Annotated in this window: 20 protein-coding genes, 2 rRNA genes and 1 pseudogene (1 of these 23 cut by a window edge); 9 read left to right on the plus strand and 14 right to left on the minus strand. The window is 69.5% G+C overall.

Going from position 1 to position 21,572, the window contains the following annotated elements:
- From O7595_RS17730 to O7595_RS17740, 3 genes are all read left to right on the plus strand, one after another.
- Nucleotides 1-1,024 (plus strand): 23S ribosomal RNA (locus tag O7595_RS17730) (it extends 2,099 nt beyond the left edge of the window).
- Nucleotides 1,025-1,113: 89 nt separating this feature from the next.
- Nucleotides 1,114-1,230 (plus strand): 5S ribosomal RNA (gene rrf, locus O7595_RS17735).
- Nucleotides 1,231-1,419: 189 nt separating this feature from the next.
- Complete coding sequence (locus tag O7595_RS17740; RefSeq protein ID WP_269729626.1) at nucleotides 1,420-1,971, plus strand: GNAT family N-acetyltransferase; 552 nt, start codon at nucleotides 1,420-1,422, stop codon at nucleotides 1,969-1,971.
- Nucleotides 1,972-2,077: 106 nt separating this feature from the next.
- Here the strand turns inward: O7595_RS17740 and O7595_RS17745 are convergent, their stop codons facing one another.
- From O7595_RS17745 to O7595_RS17780, 8 genes and pseudogenes are all read right to left on the minus strand, one after another.
- A complete protein-coding gene (locus O7595_RS17745; protein WP_269729627.1) occupies nucleotides 2,078-3,712 on the minus strand; it encodes a type VI secretion protein in 1,635 nt (544 codons plus the stop codon).
- Between the two features lie 3 nt (nucleotides 3,713-3,715).
- Nucleotides 3,716-5,122: an ATP-binding protein gene (locus O7595_RS17750; RefSeq protein ID WP_269729628.1), complete on the minus strand. Its 1,407-nt coding sequence runs from the start codon at nucleotides 5,120-5,122 to the stop codon at nucleotides 3,716-3,718.
- Nucleotides 5,123-5,165: 43 nt separating this feature from the next.
- On the minus strand, nucleotides 5,166-6,719 hold the full coding sequence (locus O7595_RS17755; protein WP_269729629.1) for an SCO6880 family protein: 1,554 nt from the start codon (nucleotides 6,717-6,719) through the stop codon (nucleotides 5,166-5,168).
- Nucleotides 6,716-8,086: a hypothetical protein gene (locus O7595_RS17760; RefSeq protein WP_269729630.1), complete on the minus strand. Its 1,371-nt coding sequence runs from the start codon at nucleotides 8,084-8,086 to the stop codon at nucleotides 6,716-6,718. The genes O7595_RS17755 and O7595_RS17760 overlap by 4 nt, the downstream gene beginning before the upstream one ends.
- A complete protein-coding gene (locus O7595_RS17765; protein ID WP_269729631.1) occupies nucleotides 8,076-8,906 on the minus strand; it encodes a hypothetical protein in 831 nt (276 codons plus the stop codon). The genes O7595_RS17760 and O7595_RS17765 overlap by 11 nt, the downstream gene beginning before the upstream one ends.
- Nucleotides 8,907-9,074: 168 nt before the next feature.
- Nucleotides 9,075-9,384, minus strand: a pseudogene (locus O7595_RS17770) (hypothetical protein).
- 368 nt (nucleotides 9,385-9,752) lie between these two features.
- Entirely contained in the window at nucleotides 9,753-9,896 is a 144-nt protein-coding gene (locus O7595_RS17775) for a hypothetical protein (RefSeq protein ID WP_269729632.1), read from the minus strand.
- 158 nt (nucleotides 9,897-10,054) lie between these two features.
- Nucleotides 10,055-10,846 carry a thioesterase family protein gene (locus O7595_RS17780; RefSeq protein WP_269729633.1) on the minus strand — a complete coding sequence of 264 codons (792 nt, stop codon included), beginning with the start codon at nucleotides 10,844-10,846 and terminating at the stop codon, nucleotides 10,055-10,057.
- A gap of 228 nt (nucleotides 10,847-11,074) precedes the next feature.
- Here O7595_RS17780 and O7595_RS17785 point away from each other — a divergent pair, with 228 nt between their 5' ends.
- Together O7595_RS17785 and O7595_RS17790 are read left to right on the plus strand one after the other, a co-directional pair.
- Complete coding sequence (locus O7595_RS17785) at nucleotides 11,075-12,085, plus strand: C40 family peptidase (RefSeq protein ID WP_269729634.1); 1,011 nt, start codon at nucleotides 11,075-11,077, stop codon at nucleotides 12,083-12,085.
- Between the two features lie 248 nt (nucleotides 12,086-12,333).
- On the plus strand, nucleotides 12,334-13,047 hold the full coding sequence (locus O7595_RS17790; protein WP_269729635.1) for a phosphatase PAP2 family protein: 714 nt from the start codon (nucleotides 12,334-12,336) through the stop codon (nucleotides 13,045-13,047).
- A 315-nt stretch (nucleotides 13,048-13,362) separates the two neighbouring features.
- Here O7595_RS17790 and O7595_RS17795 read toward each other — a convergent pair whose 3' ends face one another.
- Nucleotides 13,363-13,518, minus strand: coding sequence for a hypothetical protein (locus O7595_RS17795; RefSeq protein ID WP_269729636.1), 156 nt, complete (start codon nucleotides 13,516-13,518; stop codon nucleotides 13,363-13,365).
- 60 nt (nucleotides 13,519-13,578) lie between these two features.
- On the opposite strand from O7595_RS17795, the gene O7595_RS17800 reads away from it, so the two are divergent.
- Entirely contained in the window at nucleotides 13,579-14,406 is an 828-nt protein-coding gene (locus O7595_RS17800) for a hypothetical protein (RefSeq protein WP_269729637.1), read from the plus strand.
- A 99-nt stretch (nucleotides 14,407-14,505) separates the two neighbouring features.
- Nucleotides 14,506-14,673, plus strand: coding sequence for a hypothetical protein (locus tag O7595_RS17805; protein ID WP_269732719.1), 168 nt, complete (start codon nucleotides 14,506-14,508; stop codon nucleotides 14,671-14,673).
- Between the two features lie 45 nt (nucleotides 14,674-14,718).
- Here O7595_RS17805 and O7595_RS17810 read toward each other — a convergent pair whose 3' ends face one another.
- Nucleotides 14,719-15,069 carry a metal-sensitive transcriptional regulator gene (locus O7595_RS17810; RefSeq protein WP_269729638.1) on the minus strand — a complete coding sequence of 117 codons (351 nt, stop codon included), beginning with the start codon at nucleotides 15,067-15,069 and terminating at the stop codon, nucleotides 14,719-14,721.
- Between the two features lie 189 nt (nucleotides 15,070-15,258).
- Between O7595_RS17810 and O7595_RS17815 the strand changes: the two genes are divergently transcribed.
- Both O7595_RS17815 and O7595_RS17820 read left to right on the plus strand, forming a co-directional pair.
- The gene (locus O7595_RS17815; protein ID WP_027731940.1) at nucleotides 15,259-15,879 is read left to right on the plus strand and encodes a DUF47 domain-containing protein; all 621 of its coding nucleotides are present in this window, start codon (nucleotides 15,259-15,261) and stop codon (nucleotides 15,877-15,879) included.
- Between the two features lie 6 nt (nucleotides 15,880-15,885).
- The gene (locus tag O7595_RS17820) at nucleotides 15,886-16,884 is read left to right on the plus strand and encodes an inorganic phosphate transporter (protein ID WP_269729639.1); all 999 of its coding nucleotides are present in this window, start codon (nucleotides 15,886-15,888) and stop codon (nucleotides 16,882-16,884) included.
- A gap of 345 nt (nucleotides 16,885-17,229) precedes the next feature.
- On the opposite strand, the gene pstB is transcribed toward O7595_RS17820, so the two are convergent.
- The 4 genes from pstB to pstS form a co-directional block, all read right to left on the minus strand.
- Nucleotides 17,230-18,006: a phosphate ABC transporter ATP-binding protein PstB gene (pstB, locus tag O7595_RS17825; RefSeq protein ID WP_269729640.1), complete on the minus strand. Its 777-nt coding sequence runs from the start codon at nucleotides 18,004-18,006 to the stop codon at nucleotides 17,230-17,232.
- Between the two features lie 29 nt (nucleotides 18,007-18,035).
- Entirely contained in the window at nucleotides 18,036-19,106 is a 1,071-nt protein-coding gene (pstA, locus tag O7595_RS17830; RefSeq protein WP_269729641.1) for a phosphate ABC transporter permease PstA, read from the minus strand.
- The gene (gene pstC, locus O7595_RS17835) at nucleotides 19,103-20,092 is read right to left on the minus strand and encodes a phosphate ABC transporter permease subunit PstC (RefSeq protein ID WP_269729642.1); all 990 of its coding nucleotides are present in this window, start codon (nucleotides 20,090-20,092) and stop codon (nucleotides 19,103-19,105) included. Before pstC ends, pstA begins: the two co-directional genes overlap by 4 nt.
- A 99-nt stretch (nucleotides 20,093-20,191) precedes the next feature.
- Nucleotides 20,192-21,328: a phosphate ABC transporter substrate-binding protein PstS gene (gene pstS, locus O7595_RS17840; RefSeq protein ID WP_269729643.1), complete on the minus strand. Its 1,137-nt coding sequence runs from the start codon at nucleotides 21,326-21,328 to the stop codon at nucleotides 20,192-20,194.
- Nucleotides 21,329-21,572 lie beyond the last annotated feature (244 nt).

Consider the following 21,572-nt stretch of genomic DNA (forward strand, 5'->3'; position numbering starts at 1 on the left):
AAGCTGAGAACTTAAGCGCCAGTAAACGGCGGTGGTAACTATAACCATCCTAAGGTAGCGAAATTCCTTGTCGGGTAAGTTCCGACCTGCACGAATGGCGTAACGACTTCTCGACTGTCTCAACCATAGGCCCGGTGAAATTGCACTACGAGTAAAGATGCTCGTTTCGCGCAGCAGGACGGAAAGACCCCGGGACCTTTACTACAGTTTGATATTGGTGTTCGGTTCGGCTTGTGTAGGATAGGTGGGAGACTGTGAAGCTTGGACGCCAGTTCAGGTGGAGTCGTCGTTGAAATACCACTCTGGTCGTGCTGGATGTCTAACCTGGGTCCGTGATCCGGATCAGGGACAGTGTCTGATGGGTAGTTTAACTGGGGCGGTTGCCTCCCAAAGGGTAACGGAGGCGCCCAAAGGTTCCCTCAGCCTGGTTGGCAATCAGGTGTTGAGTGTAAGTGCACAAGGGAGCTTGACTGTGAGACCGACGGGTCGAGCAGGGACGAAAGTCGGGACTAGTGATCCGGCGGTGGCTTGTGGAAGCGCCGTCGCTCAACGGATAAAAGGTACCCCGGGGATAACAGGCTGATCTTCCCCAAGAGTCCATATCGACGGGATGGTTTGGCACCTCGATGTCGGCTCGTCGCATCCTGGGGCTGGAGTCGGTCCCAAGGGTTGGGCTGTTCGCCCATTAAAGCGGTACGCGAGCTGGGTTTAGAACGTCGTGAGACAGTTCGGTCCCTATCCGCTGTGCGCGTAGGAGTCTTGAGAAGGGCTGTCCCTAGTACGAGAGGACCGGGACGGACGAACCTCTGGTGTGCCAGTTGTCCTGCCAAGGGCATGGCTGGTTGGCTACGTTCGGGAGGGATAACCGCTGAAAGCATCTAAGCGGGAAGCCTGCTTCGAGATGAGGACTCCCACCCACTTGATGGGGTAAGGCTCCCAGTAGACGACTGGGTTGATAGGCCGGATATGGAAGCCAGGTGACTGGTGGAGTTGACCGGTACTAATAGGCCGAGGGCTTGTCCTCAGTTGCTCGCGTCCACTGTGTCAGTTCTGAAGTAACGAACATGCCGGGACCATGTGGATGGTCGGTCGGGTTCGACATCTTCATAGAGTTTCGGTGGTCATAGCGTTAGGGAAACGCCCGGTTACATTCCGAACCCGGAAGCTAAGCCTTTCAGCGCCGATGGTACTGCAGGGGGGACCCTGTGGGAGAGTAGGACACCGCCGAACAATTTTTGAAGCCTCAACCCCCGGGTGAAAACCCGGGGGTTGAGGCTTTTTCGCGTTCCGGGGCTGATCCCGCCTCCGCGGTCCTGGATTGCGACTGGCCGAGGCCCCCGAGGCCGGGCGGGCCGGCCGGACCTCCGAGGCATCGAAATCTCCTTGGCGTACCGTCGTCGCCCCCGCGAGGATCGGGGCATGGACCACATCATTCGCGCCGTACGAGTCGGCGAGTGGGAGAAGGCCCGGGAGATCCGGCTGGCCGCCCTCCAGGACCCCGCGGCACCGATCGCCTTCCTGGAAACCTACGAGCACGCCGTGGGCAGGCCCTCGGAGTACTGGCAGGACCGCACCGACACCGCCGCGTCAGGGGTGGGCTTCCGCCAGTTCATCGCGGAGGACTCCGAGGGGCGCTGGGTCGGCACGGTGACCGTGATGGTCGAAAGCCCTGCGGACGAAGTGCGGTTCGGCGAGGCGGCCGAGGTCGACCAGACGCATCTCGTCGGGGTGTTCGTACGGCCGGAGGCTCGGGGAACCGGTGTCACGGAACTGCTGTTCCGGGCTGCAGTCGAGTGGTCGTGGGCGCTGACCGAGCCGTCGGTCCAGCGGGTCCGATTGTATGTGCACGAGAGGAACGGCCGGGCGGCGGCCTTCTACCGGCGGTTCGGGTTCGTGCCGAGCGGCGACTCCGTTCCGGTGCCTTCCGACCCCTCGGCCAGGGAGTTCGAGTACGAACTGCGCCGAACCTGAGGACCGTCCCGCGATCCCGGCGGGCGCGGAAAACGGATTGAGGGACGGCCCTTGGTGCGGTGTCAGCCGACGCCCGCCCGCCCGAATCGGCGCTGGTTCCCGGTGCCTACCCGCGCTGGTGAGCGTTCGGGCTGTGCCCCGCGTCGGGTGCCGTCAGTGGCTGCGGCCAGCGGGCACGGCCCTGTTCGCGGGAACGCAGCAGTGCGAGGGTCGGCATGCCCAGCACCGGGCCCGTGGCCAGCAGCTCCGGCAGGAGCGGTAGCGGGGCGACGGCGGCGACGTCGTCCAGGACGAGAGCGAGTGGTGGGTCGAGCCGACCGTCGGATGACCGTGCGGCCATGCGGCGGCCGTGCTCGACCACGCTTGAGGCGAGTGCGGTGAGGAGCGGCATGGCCCCCGGGCGGGTGCGTGGGTCCTCGATTGATTCACCCACCACATAGAGCGTGCCCCCCTCGACCACGAATGATTCCAAGGTGAGCGAATCTGTTCGGTTCGGGGTGCAGGCTTCGCGGATGTGGACGGAGGAGAGGGCGGACAACGTACGGGCCGTCAGTTCCTGGGCGATCTCCCGGCGTTCACGGTGCGATGTGAGGGCCGACTCCAGCAGGCCGGCGAGGCCGGAGGCGGCCTTCTGGTGCGTGCGGAGGATGCGTACCGGCTCGTGGGCGCCACTGCCCTGGGCCCAGCGGTGAACCTGCTTGAACGGGCGCCCGTCCACGGCGGCGGCGTGCAGCCAGCAGCGCAGGAGCGTTTCGGCGGTGTCCGCGACGGCCTCGTCCAGACGGGAGCGGGGTCTTACGGGAGCGAAGAGGGCCGCCGCCCGGCTGGCCGCCGTTGCCGGGTCCTCACAGCCGGTCGTCGGGGACCAGTGCAGCCGGGCGGGCGTGTCGCAGAGATGGCCCGGATCGTAGACGAGGGCAGGGCCGAGTTTGGCCCTGGCGTCCTTGGTCTCCGACCAGACGGTCGGGTCGGACGTGACGACGAGCGCGGGGCCGGCGGCGTCGCGGATCGCCTGGACGGCGGAGGGGCGCCGGACGGAGGGGCCTCCGTAGAGGACGTACGGGCGCCGGGGATCCGGGACACCCGCTGGTTCCGGTGGGGGCAGGACGGCGGGCACGGAGGGCTCGGGAGGTGCCGTGGCCGCGCCGTGCTCGACCGGCACCGAGGCGTGCGCGGCTTGGGCGGAGGGCGCCCCTTCGCCCCGGAGGGTCGTAGGGGTCGTACCGGCCCCGGCCACCGTCCCTGCGGCTGCGGGGGTGTCCTCGGGGACGGCCGTGGTGGGACGGGAACCCGGCCGGTCCGCGACCGTCGCCGGTACCGCCCCGGCCGGGCCGGCCCTGTCCGTCTCGCCGACCGCCTGGCCGCGCGAGCGGACCGCGCGCCATCGGGCCAGCGTGCCGAGGACGAAGACCGTCAGCACGACGAGCGTCATCAACTGACCGATGAGCAGCCCCCAGAACAGCCCGTAGCCGGAAAGCTGGGCGGGCGGCGTGGCGGGCCAGGCCGCGGCCAGGTCATGGGGTTCGGACACCAGGCCGCGTATGGCGAGCGGGGTGTTCGTGAACGTCACGCCGTCCGGCCAGGAGCCGTGTGCGAACAGGCCCGCGAGGCCCGTCGCCGTCCAGACCAGCAGGGTCAGCCCGATGAGGAAGCCCAGGACGCCCACGAGCAGGCCGTCGGGGATGCCCCGTTCCTCGTGCGGCTGCAGGCGCCCTGCGCCGTGTCGCGGGTCCCGCGCCATCGGTCAGGCCACCGTGGACTCGGAGGAGTCCAGCCGCCGCTGCTGCCGTTCGATGAAGGCCGCGCGCTGCTCCGCCTCCTGTTCCGCGGCGCGGACGTCCTCGGGGAGGGAGGACTCCGTCATCGCCCGGTCCGTGTAGACCAGGGGGCGTTCGGCTTCCGTCACCAGGTGTTTGACGACCTGCACGTTGCCGTTGACGTCCCAGACCGCGATACCGGGGGTGAGGGTGGGGATGATCTCCACCGCCCACCGGGGCAGTCCGAGTACCCTGCCCGTGGCCCGGGCCTCGTCCGCCTTCTGGGCGTAGATCGTGCGGGTCGACGCCATCTTGAGGATGGCGGCGGCCTCCCGGGCCGCGGCGCCGTCGACCACGTCGCTGAGGTGGTGGACGACCGCCACGAAGGACAGGCCGAGGCGCCGGCCGAACTTCAGCAGCCGCTGGAAGAGCTGGGCGACGAAGGGGCTGTTGATGATGTGCCAGGCCTCCTCGACGAGGAAGATGCGCTTCTTCCGGTCGGGGCGGATCCAGGTGTGCTCCAGCCATACGCCGACGATCGCCATGAGGATCGGCATGGCGATGGAGTTGCGGTCGATGTGCGACAGGTCGAAGACGATGAGCGGGGCGTCCAGATCGATGCCGACGGTCGTCGGGCCGTCGAACATGCCGCGCAGGTCACCGTCGACGAGCCGGTCGAGGACCAGGGCCACGTCGAGGCCCCAGGCCCGTACGTCGTCGATGTCGACGTTCATCGCCGCTGCGGACTCGGGCTCCGGGTGGCGGAGTTGCTCGACGATGTCGGTGAGCACCGGTTGCCGGTCGGTGATGGTCTCGTTGACGTACGCGTGCGCCACCTTGAGCGCGAAGCCCGCGCGTTCGTCGAGGCCGTGACCCATGGCGACCTCGATGATGGTGCGCAGCAGCGCGAGCTGTCCGGTGGTGGTGATCGACGGGTCGAGGGGGTTGAGGCGGATACCGTCGTCCAGGGCGGCCATCGGGTCGAGCCGGATGGGAGTTATTCCCAGCTCCTGGGCGATGAGGTTCCATTCGCCGACGCCGTCCTCGCCCTGGGCGTCGAGGACGACGACCTGGCGGTCGCGGAAGCGGAGCTGGCGCAGGACGTACGTCTTCTCCAGCGCAGACTTGCCGTTTCCGGACTCGCCGAGGACCAGCCAGTGGGGGGCGGGGAGCTGCTGTCCGTACAGCTGGAACGGGTCGTAGACGTAGCCCTTGCCGCTGTACACCTCGCGGCCGATGATCACGCCCGAGTCCCCGAGGCCGGGCGCGGCGGTCGGCAGATAGACGGCCTGTGCCTGGCCCGTGGAGGTGCGTACGGGCGAGCGGGTCGTCTCGACCTTCCCGAAGAGGAAGGACGTGAAGGACTCGGTGAGGACGGACAGCGGGTCTCGCATCGGATGAGGGCCCCTATCGGCGCGTGTCGGTGCGTGTCAGCCGCTATCGGCGGATGCCGGTGGCGAACGGCAGCGTGTTCACAAAGGCCCGGTGGTGCTCGCGGTCGCACCACTCCAGCTTCAGGTACGACTTGCCCGCCGAGGCCCTGATCGTGCGCTTGTCCCTGGCCAGGGCCTCGGGCGTACGCGACGACACAGTGATGTACCCGACGAGGTTGACGCCTGCCGCGCCGCTGGCGAGATCTTCACCCCGCTGGTCGAGTCGGCCGTGTGCGGCGATGTCGCGGGGGTCGACGGTGCGGTTCATCTTCGCGGCGCGACTGGCCTCGGCCTCGTCGTTGGTCTTCTCGGTGAGCATGCGCTCGATGGCGACCTCCGTGGGTTCGAGGTCCATGCAGACGGCCACGGTGCGGATCACGTCCGGGGTGTGGACGAGCAGCGGGGCGAGGAAGTTGACGCCGACGGGGGTCATCGGCCACTCCTTCACCCAGGCCGTGGCGTGGCACCAGGGGGCACGGGTGGCGGACTCGCGGGTCTTGGCCTGGAGGTAGGTGGGTTCCACCGCGTCGAGTTCGGCGGGCCAGGCGTTGCGCTTGGTCATGGCCTGGATGTGGTCGATGGGGTGGTCCGGGTCGTACATGGAGTGCACGAGGGAGGCGAGCCGGGCCTGGCCGAGCGGCTGGCGGACGCGGATGTCGGCCTCGGCGAGGCGGGCGCAGATGTCGGTCAGTTCGCGCGCCATGACGACGGCGAGGCCGGCGTCCTTGTCGAGGCGGCCGGCGCCGGTGGCCTGGCGGGCGGCGCGGGCCATGGTGTGGGCCTCGGCGGCCAGCTCGCGGCTGTAGTGCATACAGGCGACCAGGTAGGCGCGGTGCTGCTCGCTGGAGGTGGAGACCATCGACTGGAGCTGGTCGTAGGACTGCTGGAGCCAGACGGGGGAGCCCGCCTCGCCGCGCTGGGCGACGTCTTTGGCGTGGGCGTCGGGGTCGGCGGGCAGGGTGCGGGCGAGCATTTGAAGCCGCGTCACGAAACCGTCGCCGTTGGCGACGTGCTTCAGCAGCGTGCCGAAACGGTCCACCAGGGCTTCCTGGTCCTCGCTGTCGCGCAGTCCGACACCGGGGCCCTCGATCTCGATGGCTGCGGTGACGGTGCGCCGGTCGGCGTGGAGCAGTACGGCGATCTCGTCGGGGCCGAAGGGGGCGGCGAGCCAGTTGATGCGGCCGATGCCGGGCGGGGGGCCGATCTCCACCTCGCGGCCGTCGACGCGGGTGCCGGCCTCCATGGCGCCGGAGCGGTAGACGGTGCCCTGGCGCAGTGTGCGCTTGTAGCTGCGGTTGATCTCGTACCAGCGGTAGAAGGTGCGCTGCTTGTACGGCATGTACACGGCGGCCAGCGCGAGCAGGGGGAAGCCCGTGAGCAGCACGATGCGCAGGGACAGGACGGGCACCAGCAGTCCGCTCATCATGCCGAGGAACGCGCCGGCGATGATCAGGACGATCTCGCCCGTCTCGCGGTTCTTGCCGATGATCGCGTTCGGCCGGGCCCGGCCGATGAGATACGTGCGGCGGGGCGCGATGGCCGGGGACTGCGTCGTCAACGCCCTCCACCTCCTGTGCTTCCTGTGCTCGTGCCGGTGGTGCTGCCGGAGTTCCTGCGGTGGCTGTGCGGGGTGCTGCCCGGGCCTCCGCTACGGGGCGGAGGCGCGGCGGAGGGGACGGATCCGCCGCCCCCGCCCGCGGCACCCGTTCCGGCCCCGCGTGCGCTGTGGGCGGCCACTCCGCCGGCGACCGGGCTCGGGGCGCTGCCGCCTCCCGAGCCGCCCCCGCCCTGCTGGTGGGTGCGGCTGCTGTGGGTCTTGATGCCCTGCGAGACGAGGGCGGCGGGTGAACTGATGACGGCGGCGGCCTTGTTCTCGGCGCCGTTCTGGAGTCGGTTGTTGCGGGACGCGGCGATCTCGTCGCCGAACCCGGGAACGAAACGGTAGATCATCGCAGACGCGAAGATCGCGAGCAGGATGATGGCGAGTCCCGTGACGACGGCGGAGAACGAGTCCGGACCGTCGTCCGCGGACAGTGCCCCGGCGAGGCCGAGGACGATGACGATGACCGGCTTGACCAGGATCACCGCGATCATGATCCCGGCCCAGCGGCGGACGTGGCCCCACATGTTCTTGTCCACGAGCCCCGAGTACACGACGACGCCGAGCAGGGCGCCGACGTACAGCAGGACGGCGCGGAGGAACAGCTCCAGGTAGAGGACGCCGGCGGCGACGATCGTCACCAGTGACACGACGATCAGCATGATCGGCCCGCCGCCGATGTCGTCGCCCTTCTGCAGCGCCTCCTTGAACCCGCCGAAGAACACGTCGGTCTGGCCGCCGGTGCCCTGGGCGATCACGTCGGTGATCGAGTCGGTCGCGGAGACGAGTGTGTAGAGGATCAGCGGGGTGAAGGCGGAGGCGAGGACCGTGAGCCAGAGGAAGCCGATGGCCTCGGAGACGGCGGTGGTGAGAGGGACGCCGCGGATGGCGCGCTTGGCGACCGCCAGCAGCCAGAGGAGGAGGGTGAGGAAGGTGGCGGCGGCGAAGACCACGGCGTACTGGCCGAGGAAGGTGGTGTTGGTGAAGTCCACTTCGGCGGTGGACTTCACGGCCTTGGAGAGGGTGTCCACGACCCAGGCCGCGGCGTCGGCGCACCCGCGGGCGAGGGAGGAGAGGGGGTCGAGGGCGCCGGCGGGGTCGGGGGATACCGAGCTGCCCGGGTCGCCCCCGCGTTCCCCCTCTTCGCAGTAGCGCTTCGCATGACCGCTGAGGTAGCGGCAGGCCTCGACGTCGCCGCTGGGTGAGGGCGTCGGAGTGGGCGCCGCGGCGACCCGTCCTGCGAAGAGGAAGGTGGCGGCCTGCAAGCCTGTGAGCAGCGCCATGGCCGAACCGGCACGGGTAAGGAACCGAGAGCTACCGGGCATACGTGAACCCTCCGAACTCCTGTACGGCCTGGCTGATCTCGTCCGAGGTCGAGGCGGTGACGTCCCCTGGGACTGGGGCCGGACCGTCCTTCTCGGAGTCCTGGACGACCTTCCAGTCGGTGTCGGTCCACTTCAGGTCGAACGTCCAGGTCTTCCATGTCGTGCGCACCGGATCGGTCGAGCCCTCGCCCGACATGCCGATGAGTCCCGTGTACCAGACGGAGACCTTCGCGGCGTCGTCGGAGAATGCCTCGACCTTGGTACCCACCGGGATCGTCCGGGAGACGAACGTGCTTCCCTCGGGGGGGTTCCCTTCCGGGTCCAGTCCGAGCTTCTCGAGGAAATCGGCCGAGTACGCGGAATCCTGAGGTCCCTTGAGCTTCGCCGCGGCTTCGGGCGTGTAGATGCTGTCCACGATCCTGTGGCGACTGGCCCGCTGGAACATGTCGACCGAGCCGAGGGCGACGGCATAGTTCGATGCCGCGCTCTGTGCCCCCTGTTCGTCCCTCGCGTACCCCGCGGGGATGCCGGCGTGCTTGCCCGCTACCGGGCGGATGCCCGTTGCCGCCGTCGGGGCCGTGCCCTTGGCCGTGTCGGTGGTTCTGGGGGAGTCCGTGCCGTCGCCGCGGTTGGCGAAGGCGATGGCGGCGACGAGGAGGACGACCACGCCGACGACCGTGACGAGGGAGCGGGAGTTGCGGGTGGGCCGGCGGGCGCCGCCGTAGACGTCGCTGGTGCCGCCCTCCGGGAGGCGGGTGCGGGTCTGGCCCGTGCCGCCGGCGCCGCCGCCGAAGCCGTCGGTCTCGTCGTCGTAGCTCATGCCGCGTGCGCCCCCTCAGCCGTGTGCCTTGCCGTGCCGTAGTACGACGGTAGCCCTGCTGTTCTCGGTACGGGCGGGGTGTGATGACTCGACATCAGGGGGACGCAACCTCTGCCGGTGGGCGCGACGGACGGGTGGTGTCGGTGACGGGCGATGCGGTACGGAGGGTCAGACGGCCATCCCGTACACGATGGTGAACAGGGTCCCCAGTGACCCGATGATGAAGACGCCTGTCAGGGCCGGCGACGATCAGGCCCTTGCCCTGTTCCGCGCTGAAGGTGTCGCGGAGGGCCGTGGCGCCGATGCGCTGCTTCGCGGCTCCCCAGATCGCGATGCCCAGGCAGAGCAGGATGGCGACGGCCATCACGACCTCGATCATCACGCGGGCCTCGTTCCCGAGGCCGCCGAAAGGCCCCCAGTTCGGGGCGATTCCGCCGATGATGGTGGTGATGTCGCCCTTTTCAGCCGCCAGGTACATATAACTCACCGCCCCTGTTGGGTAGTTGTCCGCCCCTGCCGCACGGCACAGGCCATCGCTCTATCTTCGCTGATGAAACCGTCCGCGTGCGCCGACTTGGCGGCTCTCTTTGCACGATCCGCGCACGGATGCCGGTCCGGCCGCTCTGACCTGCGGTGGCTCATGGGGCCAGGTCGGGCGTGAGGACACGTTTCGTCACTCTGTGTATCACGGAGCGTGACTCCGGGCAATGACTGTCGTTGTGGCACCCAAGGTGTGAATCCGGCGCCGGGGGCGCTCGCCGGTGCGCGACGGGAGTGGCTGGCGGGGGGTCATGAGCGCGGGGCGGCGCCGGAGTGCGACGCCGCCCCGTACCTGTGTGGGGTCGGTCAGCGGTTGGCGACCATGTAGCCGAGCAGCCCGATGGCCACGGCGATGAGTGCGATGACGGTCACGGCGGCGATGGTTCCCCCGGCGTCGCCGTTGCGGCCCGCCGTCTTGACGCCGGTCCCCGTGTTCTGAAGGTTCTGCACGTGTTGCTCCTGGTGCTGGTCGTCCCGACGTCGGTCGAACGGCGGGATGGTCCACAGCCTTCCCGGCTGCGTGACACAGCGTAACCATAGCTGGTCCAGACCACTTTTCCGGGGTCGGTCGGGAGCCGGATCGTGCCGGCCCCTCCCGATGGCCGGCTTCAGCGAGGGGCGACGAAGAGGCTCTGGGCGCTGCGGCCGATCGGGCCCTTCTCGTCGTGCAGCCGGGCGTCCGCCAGGCCGATGCCGGCCGGGTCGACGCTCGTGCGGGCCTCGACGCAGACCCATTCGCCGGCCGGGTGCCGGTGCAGATGGACCGTCAGATCGGCGTTGACGAAGACATGGCGCTCGAAGTCGAGGACGTTGCTGATGCCGTTGCCGGAGTCGGCGGCGACCAGGACGCGGTCCAGGGGGCGGATCTCCTCGCCCGCGACGAGCGGCATCCTCATCCGCATCCAGCAGGTTCCGGGGCCCTGTTCCCGGAAGGTCCCCTCGGTGAACCGGGTCTCCATGGACGTGTGGTAGCCGACGTCCCACGGCACGGCGAAGAAGGGCGTCTCGGCGGTCTCCCCGGGCGACGGCATCTGCGGTCCCTCGGCGACCGCCGGTCCCGGCTCGGCGAGCGTGCGGACGCGCAGGCCGCGGGCGAACATCACCGGCGCCCCGTCCTCGGGCGCCAGCGCCGCCTCGACGAGCTCCACGCCGCGCCCGGCCCGCAGGACGGTCGTGGTGACCTCCAGCGGCCGGATCGGCACGGGGCGGACGATCTCGTACGTCATGCGCGCGAGCCGCATGTCGGTGCGTGCGCCCGGCCGCTCCTCCATGGCGCGGCCGAGCAGCGCGGCCGGCGGGCCGGCGTGCTGCGATCCGGCCTCCCAGGGGCCGCGGGTGTGCTCGGTCGGTGCGAAGCGGTGCTCGGAGATCCGCTCGTAGAACGCCTGGTGTTCCCCCATGACGGGCCGCCTCTCGCAGACATGTGTACGAGCCACACGCTACCTGCGGGTAACCGGCCGGGACAGCCCCCGGCGCACCCTCCGCCCGGCAGCCCGGCCCCGCCCGGCGGCCCTCCGGCCGGCGCTCGCCGACGTGCTTCACCGACCCCCTCGTGCGCCCCCTGAACCGGGTCCTCCCCACCTACACTGACGAGCGGTGGACTGCCGTGCGGCGGAGGGTGATTGACGGTGCGTAAGGCGTGGCTCGTCGCGGGCGGGGCCGTCGGGCTCTGTCTGAGCTTCCTCGCCCTGCTCGTCGTCGGGACCTTCTCCGCTGCCGCCGGGCTCGGGGGCGGCGCGAAGGGGGCCGTGGCGCTGGCCAAGGGAGCCGTGCCGGCCCTGTACCAGCCGCTGGTGCAGAAATGGGGCAATCTCTGCCCGGCCATCAACCCGGCGCTGCTCGCCGCGCAGCTGTACCAGGAGTCCGGCTGGAACCCGCGGGCGCGGAGCCATGCCGCCGCACAGGGCATCGCCCAGTTCATCCCCGGCACCTGGGCGGCGCACGGCGTCGACGGTGACGGTGACGGCGACCGCGACGTATGGGACCCGGCGGACGCCATCCCTTCGGCCGCGTCGTACGACTGCAAGCTCGCGGGGTACGTGAAGAAGGCGCCCGGCGACCCGACGGACAACATGCTCGCCGCGTACAACGCGGGTGCGTACGCCGTGATCAAGTACGGCGGAGTGCCGCCGTACAAGGAGACGCGGAACTACGTGAAGGTCATCCGGACGCTGGAGAAGAGCTTCGCCAGGCCGGTGGGGCGGGTGGAGCCGTCGCGGCAGGCGGCCGGGGCCATCCACTTCGCGCAGCAGAAGCTCGGCACGAAGTACCTCTGGGGCGGGAACGGGACACCGGAGCAGGGCGGCCGGTTCGACTGCTCCGGCCTGACGCAGGCCGCGTACCGCACCGTCGGGATCGAGCTGCCGCGCGTGGCCAACGACCAGTACAACGCGGGGCCGCATCCGTCGAGGGGCGAACTGCTCCCCGGGGACCTGGTGTTCTTCTCCGACGACCTGACCAACTCACGGGCGATCAGGCACGTCGGGCTGTACGTCGGCGGGGGCTATATGATCAATGCTCCGTACACCGGGGCGGTGATCCGGTTCGACAGGATCGACACCCCGGACTACTTCGGTGCGACGCGGGTGACCAAGGACGGTGCCGAGGCGCTGCCGACTCCGCCACGGCCCGCCGTCTGACGGCCGGCTGACGGGATGTCGGCCGTGCCCGTGGCTCCCCGTCGAGCCCCGGCCCGGACGGCGACGGCGCATCACTCTTCGATAACGTCATGGTGATCGTTTCGTGGAAAGAGGAACGTAAGCGCGGAGCGGGTCGTTCCCTGGACCGGAGCAGTACGTACACACCGCACCGACCACGGGGGTCTCGGAATGCGGCGCACACGGGCGTGCGCCGCGGCTGGCGACACACAGGCAAGGGGCCGCAGCAGATGGCTGGACTCGCACTCGACGGCGTGAATCCGGATGTCGGCCTGCTCTACGACATCAACGGACTGGCCCGGTCGGCTCCGCCGTGGTTCGACCGCGTCATGGGATTCGTCGGCGAGTACGCCATCATGCTCGCCCTCGTCCTGGTGGCGCTGTGGTGCTGGTGGAGCGTGCGCCGACGCGGCACGGCCGAGGACTCGGTGGCCGGGGTCGCCGCGCTGGTCTGGGCGCCCCTGGCCGCCGGAGTCGCCCTGCTGGTCAATGTGCCGATCCGCGGTTTCGTGGAACGGCCGAGACCGTTCCTGGACCACCAGGGGCTCGAGGTCCTGGTCGCCGGCAAGACCGACTTCTCCTTCGTCAGCGACCACTCCACGATGGCGATGGCCATCGGCGTCGGGGTGTTCGTCGCGAACCGGCGCTTCGGGTTCGCGGCGATCGGCCTCGCGCTCGCCGAGGGCTTCTGCCGGGTGTACATGGGCGTCCACTACCCGACCGACGTCGTCGGCGGGTTCGCGCTCGGCACGGCCGTGGTGCTGCTCCTCGCCCCGCCGGCGCAGGCCCTGCTCACCCCGCTGGTGTCGGCGGTCTCCCGCTCGGGTGTCGCGGGTCGGCTCGTACGGTCGCGCCGGGCGGTGACGTCGGACGACCAGCAGCACGAGATGCTCGACATCCCGGAGCCCGTCGCCCGGCCCGGGCGCAACGACCTGGCGGCGTAGCCGGCCGGGGCCTCCGGCGCGCTCGCCCGGCCCCGGATACCCCGACTTCCCCGGCCCGCCCGCCGGTTCAGGACCCTCTCCACTCTCCCGGCCCGCCGGCCGCCCCGGCCCCTGTCGTCCTGGTGACCGGTTCGCCGGCCGCCCGGGCCCTGCCCTCGTCGTCCTCTCGCCCCGTGCGCCGGCCCCGCGACTTCCCGGCGTGAGCGACGGTCCCGGCCTCTCCGGACCGGCGGGACCGGCACGTGCGGTCGGGCCCGCGGCCGATCGCCCCCCGGCGTCAGGGCGGTTGGGGGTGCCGGGCGGGCCGAGTGCTGCTCAGGCCCCGGCGGGTGTCGCCGCCTCATGCGCCCTCGCATCGGTGCGGGCGCGTTCCCGGGAGCGCCGGGCGGGTCCCGTCCAGCCGCAGGAGCAGCAGGCCAGCGCGAACGAGCCCCGCTCGACGGTCGTGGTGTGGTGGGCGGACGTGCGCACCCTTCCACGGTACCGGTCGTTATGCGGGGCAGCGGCGAGCGTGTTGGGGGTTGACAGGCGATGGTGGTGCAGCAGCACTGGCTCAGGCGCGGCGCATGTGCCGCTGCCGCCGTGATGGGTGTGACCGGGACCGCGGGCTGTTCGGGCGGCGGGGACGCCGTCGCCGACGCCCGAGCCGGTGCGGATCCCCTCCTCAGTGTCAGGAAGGCCGCCGACGTACTGGTCGAGGCCGGTACGGCGAAGGCCCGTACCGCCATGGAGACGGCCGCCGGCGGGACCCGGGTCACCATCCGCGGCGAGGGTGGGTACGACTTCCGGCGCTCCATGGGCCGGCTGCGCGTGGTCCTCCCCAAGGACCCGGCCGGTTCCAGCGGTCATCGGCCGATCACCGAACTGCTCGCTCCCGGCGCCCTGTACATGAAGGACCGCGGTGCCGGGGTGCCACCGGACAAATGGGTCAGGGTGGACACGACCACGCTGACGGACGGCAACCTCGTCACCGGCGGTGCGACCGACCCGGCCGCCGCGGCCGAGTTGCTGCGCGGAGCGCGGAGCGCGACCGTCGTCGGGCACGAGGACCTGGCGGGGGTGCGGGTCACCCACTACCGCGGCACCGCGGACCTCGCGCACGCCGCGAGGTCCGCGTCCCCGCACGCGCGGGGGGCGCTCGCCGCGGCGGCGAAGGGGTTCGCCCAGGACGCCGTGCCCTTCGACGCCTATCTCGACTCCGAGGGGCGGCTGCGCAAGGTGCGCCACCAGTTCAGCTTCGCGAACCAGGGCAGAACGGTCGCCGTGGCCTCCACGACCCTGCTGTACGAGTTCGGTGCCCCCGTCGTGGTGCGGCTCCCCGACCGGGGCGACATCTACGCCGGCCGCGTCCGGATGTAGGCACCGGGGGGTCGGTAAATGGTCCGGACGTGCCATGCGCGGCGTGTGTCCCGCTCCCTACGCTAGGAAGCCGACACCGGCCGGAAGGGGTGAATGCACGTGGCTCCCGCCAGTACGCCGACAGTGCAGGACCACATCGCCCTCGCCGAGATCGAGTTGTGCGGTGAGTTGATGATCGCGGCCTCGGCGGTGGACGGGGAGCGGCTCAGCCCCGACCGGATCGACGAGGTGTTGAACGTCCATGTGATCGCGGCCGACGGCGAGTGAGGCCGGTCGGCACGACCGCCGGGACCGGCCTCGGGCGGGCGGGGGTCACGTCCGCATCATGCGGGCGATCGCCTTCGTCGCCTCCTCGACCTTCGCGTCGATCTCGTCGCCGCCCTTGAGCGCGGCATCGGCGACGCAGTGGCGCAAGTGCTCCTCCAGCAGCTGCAGCGCGAAGGACTGCAGCGCCTTCGTGGAAGCGGAGACCTGCGTGAGTATGTCGATGCAGTACGTGTCCTCGTCGACCATGCGCTGCAGTCCGCGGATCTGGCCCTCGATCCGGCGCAGCCGCTTGAGGTGCTCGTCCTTCTGTTTGTGGTAGCCGTGGACGCCCTGGTCGTGGCTGGATTCCTCGTGAGCCGTGACCGGAAGTCCGCCGGCCGTGTCCGTGGTCGTCATCGGTCCTCCCGCAGACCTGTCCGGTATACCCCTCGTGGGTATATGGTACCGATCCCTGACGGTTCGGGCAGGGCCCCGTGCTGCTGTCTCTTCTCGATGGGCGACACTGAGGGGACGCCGGTTAGCCGTGGCCGGACGATGCGCCTAGCATCAGCCTGACCGAAGACCCAGTACCCCCGAGGACCCCACGTGCGATTTCGTCTGACCCCCAGGGAGACGAGCTTCTATGACATGTTCGCCGCGTCCGCGGACAACATCGTCACGGGCTCGAAGCTCCTGATGGAACTGCTCGGAGCGGACGGTCCCGCCCGGGCCGAGATCGCGGAACGAATGCGCGCAGCGGAGCACGCCGGGGACGACGCCACCCATGCGATCTTCCATCAGCTGAACTCCTCGTTCATCACGCCCTTCGACCGTGAGGACATCTACTCCCTCGCGTCATCGCTGGACGACATCATGGACTTCATGGAGGAGGCCGTCGATCTGGTCGTCCTCTACAACATCGAGGAGCTGCCGAAGGGTGTCGAGCAGCAGATCGAGGTGCTGGCCCGGGCCGCGGAGCTGACGGCGGAGGCCATGCCGCACCTCCGGACGATGGACAACCTCACCGAGTACTGGATCGAGGTGAACCGTCTGGAGAACCAGGCGGACCAGATCCACCGCAAGCTCCTCGCGCACCTCTTCAACGGCAAGTACGACGCCATCGAGGTCCTCAAGCTCAAGCAGATCGTCGACGTTCTCGAGGAGGCCGCGGACGCGTTCGAGCACGTGGCCAACACGGTGGAGACCATCGCGGTCAAGGAGTCCTGAGCGGACGTGGACACCTTTGCGCTGGTCGTGACCATCGGGGTCGCGCTCTTCTTCACGTACACCAACGGCTTCCACGACTCGGCGAACGCGATCGCCACCTCCGTGTCGACGCGTGCCCTGACCCCGCGTGCCGCCCTGGCGATGGCCGCGGTGATGAACCTCGCGGGCGCGTTCCTCGGCAGCGGCGTCGCCAAGACCGTCAGCGAGGGCCTGATCGAGACGCCCAAGGGCGACCGGGGCATGGGCATCCTGTTCGCGGCGCTGGTCGGCGCGATCATCTGGAACCTGATCACCTGGTACTTCGGTCTGCCCTCCTCGTCGTCGCACGCCCTCTTCGGCGGCATGGTGGGTGCGGCGCTGGCCGGCGGAACCGAGGTCATCTGGGGCGGGGTGCTCGACAAGGTCGTCATCCCGATGTTCGTCTCGCCCGTGGTGGGTCTGGTCTTCGGCTACCTCGTGATGACCGCGATCATGTGGATCTTCCGGCGGGCCAACCCGGCGAAGGCGAAGCGGGGCTTCCGCATAGCCCAGACCGTGTCCGCGGCGGGCATGGCGCTCGGCCATGGCCTCCAGGACGCGCAGAAGACCATGGGCATCGTGGTGATGGCCCTGGTCATCGCCGATGTCGAGGACTACGGCGACCCCATTCCGGTGTGGGTGAAGGTCGCCTGTGCGGTGATGCTGTCGCTCGGTACGTACGCGGGCGGCTGGCGCATCATGCGGACCCTCGGCCGCAAGATCATCGAACTGGACCCGCCGCAGGGGTTCGCGGCGGAGACGACCGGTGCGTCGATCATGTTCGGCTCGGCGTTCCTCTTCCACGCGCCGATCTCCACGACGCATGTGATCACCTCGGCGATCATGGGTGTCGGTGCGACGAAGCGGGTGAACGCGGTGCGGTGGGGCGTCGCGAAGAACATCGTGATGGGGTGGTTCATCACGATGCCGGCCGCGGCGTTGGTCGCCGCGCTGAGCTTCTGGATCGTGAACCTGGCCTTCGGCTAGTGCGGCGTGGGGCCGCGCAGTCCGCGGTGTGACGTCTCGCGTGCGCCGCGTCCCGTTCGGGGGCGCGGCGTTTCGCTGCGCCCGGCCGGTGTGTCCGTCCTCGAACTCCCCCGGGCCTTCGTCCGGTGGGCCCGTCGGGCCGAGGGGCGTGCCGGCCCGCGCCGGGCGTGCGGCGTCCGATGGCGGAGGGGCGGGTCATGGGCGTACGCGTGACGCCCCGGGCACGGGAGGCGGTCCCGCGGACCGCCGGGCGGCAAGACGTCGGCCCCCGCTCGGATGAGAGGGGGCCGACCGTTCGCCCTGCGGTGGCACCGCCATGCAGCACCGCGGGGCAGTACGGGGTGCTCAGCCGAAGCGGCCCGAGATGTAGTCCTCGGTCGCCTGGACGGACGGGTTGGAGAAGATCCGCTCCGTCTCGTCTATCTCGACGAGCTTGCCGGGCTGACCGACCGCCGCGAGGTTGAAGAACGCCGTGCGGTCGGAGACGCGCGCCGCCTGCTGCATGTTGTGCGTCACGATGACGATCGTGAAGCGCTCCTTCAGCTCGCCGATCAGGTCCTCGATCGCCAGGGTGGAGATCGGGTCGAGCGCCGAGCAGGGCTCGTCCATCAGCAGGACGTCCGGCTCGACCGCGATCGCGCGGGCGATGCACAGACGCTGCTGCTGACCGCCGGAGAGGCCCGAGCCGGGCTTGTTGAGGCGGTCCTTGACCTCGTTCCAGAGGTTCGCGCCCCGGAGGGAGCGCTCGACGATGTCGTTGAGCTGGTTCTTCTTGTACGAGCCGTTCAGCCGCAGGCCCGCTGCCACGTTGTCGAAGATCGACATGGTGGGGAACGGGTTGGGGCGCTGGAACACCATGCCGACCGTGCGCCGCACCGCGACGGGGTCGACGTCCTTGCCGTACAGGTTCTCGTCGTCCAGCATCACCTTGCCCTCGACGCGGCCGCCGGGGGTGACCTCGTGCATACGGTTCAGGGTGCGCAGGAACGTGGACTTGCCGCAGCCGGAGGGGCCGATGAAGGCCGTCACCGAGCGGGGCTCCACGGTCATCGAGATGTCCTCGATCGCCTTGTGGGAGCCGTAGAAGGCGGACAGTCCGCTGATGTCGATTCGCTTGGCCATTACTCAGTCACTTCCAAATCGCCGCGCGCTCAGCGGCCGGTCTTCGGGGCCTTCCAGCGGGCGATGCCGCGGGCCACCAGGTTGAGGATCATGACGAAGGCGATCAGCACCAGGGCCGCTGCCCAGGCGCGGGAGATGGAGGCGTCGGTGCCGACGGCGTACTGCTCGTACACGTACAGCGGCAGGGACGCCTGGGCGCCTTCGAAGGGGTTCGGGTTGATCAGCTTCGTACCGAAGACGAGCAGCAGCACGGGAGCCGTCTCACCGGTGATGCGGGCCACCGCGAGCATGACGCCCGTGGTGATGCCGCCGATCGCGGTCGGGAGGACCACCTTGAGGATCGTCCGCCACTTGGGGACGCCCAGCGCGAGCGAGGCCTCGCGCAGCTCGTTCGGGACGAGCTTGAGCATCTCCTCGGTGGAGCGGACGACGACCGGCATCATCAGGATGGCGAGCGCCAGCGCGCCGGCGAATCCGGAGGGCCCGAAGCCCAGCATCAGATTCCAGGTGGCCAGGACGAACAGACCCGCGACGATGGACGGGATGCCCGTCATGACGTCGACGAAGAAGGTGACGGCCTTGGCCAGCTTCCCACCGCCGTACTCGACGAGGTAGACCGCGGTGAACAGGCCGACCGGGGCGGCGATCAGAGTGGCGATGAGGACCTGCTCGATCGTGCCGAGCAGAGCGTGGTACACCCCGCCGCCGGTCTCGGCGTCGAGAACCGCGTTCATGGAGTGGCTGAGGAAGTACGGGTCGAGTACTTCCAGGCCGTTGCTGATCGTGACCCATGACAGGGAGACGAGCGGGACGACGGCGAGGACGAAGGCGACCCAGACGATGCTGGTGGCGACGCGGTCCTTGGCCTGGCGCCTGCCTTCCACCTTCGTGGTGATCAGATAGCTGGCGAGCACGAAGAGCAGCGCAGCCAGCAAGCCCCACTGTGTTCGGCTCTGCCAGCCGGCGGCCATGCCGAGGCCGACGCCCGCGGCAGCGGCGCCGACGGCGATGGCCGGCTGGGCCCAGCGGGGGAGCCGGGCGTGGGAGAGGTGGTTCACGCGCGCGGTCGTGACCGGCCGATCCTGGACGAGGTGGCTCATGCGTTGGCCCCCGAGTACTCCTTGCGACGGGCGATGATCCACCGGGCCGCGCCGTTGACCAGCAGGGTGATGACGAAGAGAACGAGACCGGAGGCGATGAGGGCGTCGCGGCCGAACTCATTGGCCTCGTTGAACTTCGAGGCGATGTTCTGGGCGAAGGTGCCGCCGCCCGGGTCGAGCAGATGGCCGGAGATCAGGAAGCTCGGGGAGAGGACCACGGCGACGGCCATGGTCTCGCCGAGCGCGCGGCCCAGTCCGAGCATGGAGGCGCTGATGATGCCGGAGCGGCCGAAGGGGAGCACCGACATGCGGATGACCTCCCAGCGGGTGGCTCCGAGGGCGAGTGCGGCCTCCTCGTGCATCTTCGGGACCTGGAGGAAGACCTCACGGGTGACATTGGTGATGATCGGCAGGATCATGATCGCCAGCAGGATGCCGACGGTGAACAGGTTGCGCGCGGGGCCGTCACCGGACTTGTCGAAGATGTACGTCCAGCCCATGTACTCGTCGAGCCACTGGTTGAGGCCGTCGAGATAGGGGACGAGGAAGATCGCGCCCCAGAGGCCGTAGATGATGCTCGGCACGGCCGCGAGCAGGTCCACGATGTAGGCGAGCGGTGCTGCGAGCTTGCGCGGCGCGTAGTGCGAGATGAACAGCGCGATGCCGACCGCGACGGGTACGGCGATGGCCATGGCGATGACCGAGGAGACGATCGTGCCGAAGGCCAGGACGGCGATGCCGAAGACCGGCGGGTCACCGGCCGGGTTCCACTCGAAGGTGGTGAGGAAGTTCCCCTGGTCCTTCGAGATGGCGAGGAAGGCACGGTAGCTGAGGAAGCCCGCGATCGCGGCCATGATCAGCAGCAGGGTGATGCCGGAACCACGGGACAGGCCCAGGAAGACACGGTCTCCCGGGCGGGTCCTGGGCTTGGCTGCTGCGGCCGGCCGCGGTGGAGGCGGCGTGTCGGTCTGAGTGGTGGTTGCCATCAATGGTTTCTCCGGTCTGCGGAGCCGTGAGGCTCCCGGCGGCGGTGCACCGGATGCCGGGGCCGGCCCGTCGTGGTGGACGGACCGGCCCCGGTCGGGTCAGGACAGGGTGGGGACGATCTCGCGGACCTTGGCCGCGATCTCGGTCGGCAGCGGCGCGTAGCCGGCGTCCGAGAGGACCTTCTGGCCCTCGTCGCTGACGGTGTAGTTCAGGAACGCCTTCAGCGCGGGCAGGGTCTCCGTCTTGTTGCCCTTGTCGCAGGCGATCTCGTACGTGACCAGGATGATCGGGTAGGCGCCGTCGGCCTGGGTCTTGTAGTCGAGGCTGAGGGCGACGTCGTTTCCGGTGCCCTTGACCTTGGCGGCGGCGATGGCCTTCGAGGCGTTCTCGGTGGTGGCCTCGACCGGGGCGGAGGCGCCGGTGTCGAGCTTGACCGTGCTGATCTTCTGGGCGGTCGCGTAGGACAGTTCGAAGTAGCCGATCGCGCCCTCGGTGCCCTTGACGGAGGAAGCCACACCGGAGGAGCCGCTGGCGGCCTGGCCGCCGGGGGCCTCCCACGACTTCGACTTCGGGTCGTGCTTCCACTCGGCCGGGGCGGCCTCGCTGAGGTACTTGTGCAGGTTCTGGGTGGTGCCGGACTCGTCCGAGCGGTGGAACGCCTGGATCGTGGTGCCGGGGAGGCTGACGCCCGGGTTGAGCTTGGCGATCGCCGGGTCGTTCCACTTCTTGATCTTCGTGTCGAAGATCTTGGCCAGGGTGGGGGCGTCGAGGACGAGGTTGTCCACGCCGCTGAGGTTGTAGCCGATGGCCACGGGGCCGCCCACCATCGGCAGGTTGATGCCCTGGCCCGTCTTGCAGACCTTCTTGGACTCCTCGACCTCCTCCGGCTTCAGCGCGGAGTCGGAGCCGGCGAAGGCCACCTGGCCCTGGGTGAACTTGGTGATGCCACCGCCGGAGCCGATGGCCTGGTAGTTGACCTCGACGCCGGAGCAGGCCGCCTGGAAGTTCTTCACCCAGAGGTCCATGGCGTTCTTCTGTGCGGTCGACCCCGCCGCCAGGAGCTGGCCCTTGGCGTCGTCGCACTTGATGTTCGACGCGGCGGTCGTCTTCTCGCCGGCGCCGCCGGTGCCGCCGGTGTTGTCGTCCGAACCACACGCCGTGAGGACCAGGGCGCCGGACACGGCGAGGGCGCCGAGCGCGGTGGCGCGAAGCCCGTTCTTGCGCTGAAGCTTCACTTTCGGGTGTTCCTTCCAGAAGCCGCCGGGTCGCGGACGGGGCTCGGTCTGCCTCGTCGTTCTACGGCGGCGTGTGTCGGGGTGGGTGGCGCGGCACTCTGCCGGTCACCGGGTAAGCCCGAAATTAGGCAGATCAGGTGAAGCGGCCGACGGGGCGTGGTGAACGGGAGGTGAACCCTGCCGGACAAAGAAGTTCCGCCTTTATCGGGGCGTGACCTTGGGCCTCGGCGGGCAGGGCGTCGCG

Origin of the sequence: Streptomyces sp. WMMC940 (assembly GCF_027460265.1) — a bacterium.
Taxonomy (GTDB): domain Bacteria; phylum Actinomycetota; class Actinomycetes; order Streptomycetales; family Streptomycetaceae; genus Streptomyces.

Excerpts from the sequence above, each read along its gene's own strand:
- O7595_RS17780 (WP_269729633.1), bottom strand. The coding sequence starts at position 10,846 with ATGGGGGAACACCAGGCGTTCTACGAGCGGATCTCCGAGCACCGCTTC.
- O7595_RS17790 (WP_269729635.1), top strand. The coding sequence starts at position 12,334 with ATGGCTGGACTCGCACTCGACGGCGTGAATCCGGATGTCGGCCTGCTC.
- O7595_RS17745 (WP_269729627.1), bottom strand. The coding sequence starts at position 3,712 with ATGGCGCGGGACCCGCGACACGGCGCAGGGCGCCTGCAGCCGCACGAG.
- pstB (WP_269729640.1), bottom strand. The coding sequence starts at position 18,006 with ATGGCCAAGCGAATCGACATCAGCGGACTGTCCGCCTTCTACGGCTCC.
- O7595_RS17800 (WP_269729637.1), top strand. The coding sequence starts at position 13,579 with ATGGTGGTGCAGCAGCACTGGCTCAGGCGCGGCGCATGTGCCGCTGCC.
- O7595_RS17765 (WP_269729631.1), bottom strand. The coding sequence starts at position 8,906 with ATGAGCTACGACGACGAGACCGACGGCTTCGGCGGCGGCGCCGGCGGC.
- O7595_RS17810 (WP_269729638.1), bottom strand. The coding sequence starts at position 15,069 with ATGACGACCACGGACACGGCCGGCGGACTTCCGGTCACGGCTCACGAG.
- O7595_RS17740 (WP_269729626.1), top strand. The coding sequence starts at position 1,420 with ATGGACCACATCATTCGCGCCGTACGAGTCGGCGAGTGGGAGAAGGCC.
- O7595_RS17760 (WP_269729630.1), bottom strand. The coding sequence starts at position 8,086 with ATGCCCGGTAGCTCTCGGTTCCTTACCCGTGCCGGTTCGGCCATGGCG.
- O7595_RS17750 (WP_269729628.1), bottom strand. The coding sequence starts at position 5,122 with ATGCGAGACCCGCTGTCCGTCCTCACCGAGTCCTTCACGTCCTTCCTC.
- pstA (WP_269729641.1), bottom strand. The coding sequence starts at position 19,106 with ATGAGCCACCTCGTCCAGGATCGGCCGGTCACGACCGCGCGCGTGAAC.
- pstC (WP_269729642.1), bottom strand. The coding sequence starts at position 20,092 with ATGGCAACCACCACTCAGACCGACACGCCGCCTCCACCGCGGCCGGCC.